Origin of the sequence: Acidisoma sp. L85, assembly GCF_009765865.1 — a bacterium.
Lineage (GTDB): Bacteria > Pseudomonadota > Alphaproteobacteria > Acetobacterales > Acetobacteraceae > Acidisoma.
Map to the genome: position 1 here is coordinate 1 of NZ_LMUQ01000029.1, position 218 is coordinate 218.

Below are 218 nucleotides of genomic sequence, written 5' to 3' on the forward strand. Positions count from 1 at the left end.
CACCAACACGTTGATGCCGTGATAAGGCTGTCCGGTCGTGGCATTGATTGGCATGCCAGGTGAGCCACTCTTCCAAGGTTGGCGCCACGGCCGGATACCCGCTTCGAGCGCGCCGATGATTTGGTCCGTCACCTCCTGATAGTGATCGCGATGATTCGAGTGCTGTGTTGTGTTGCGGTGTTTCAACATCGGGATATTCTCCAGGGTTCTGTCTCAAC

The 218-nt window shown here is 56.0% G+C and carries 1 protein-coding gene; it reads right to left on the minus strand.

The genetic code is table 11. The features are described from left to right. A partial coding sequence (locus tag GSQ83_RS08620) for an ArdC-like ssDNA-binding domain-containing protein (protein ID WP_158802497.1) occupies positions 1 to 189 on the minus strand: 189 nt, incomplete at its 3' end. Between the last annotated feature and the right edge of the window lie 29 nt (positions 190 to 218).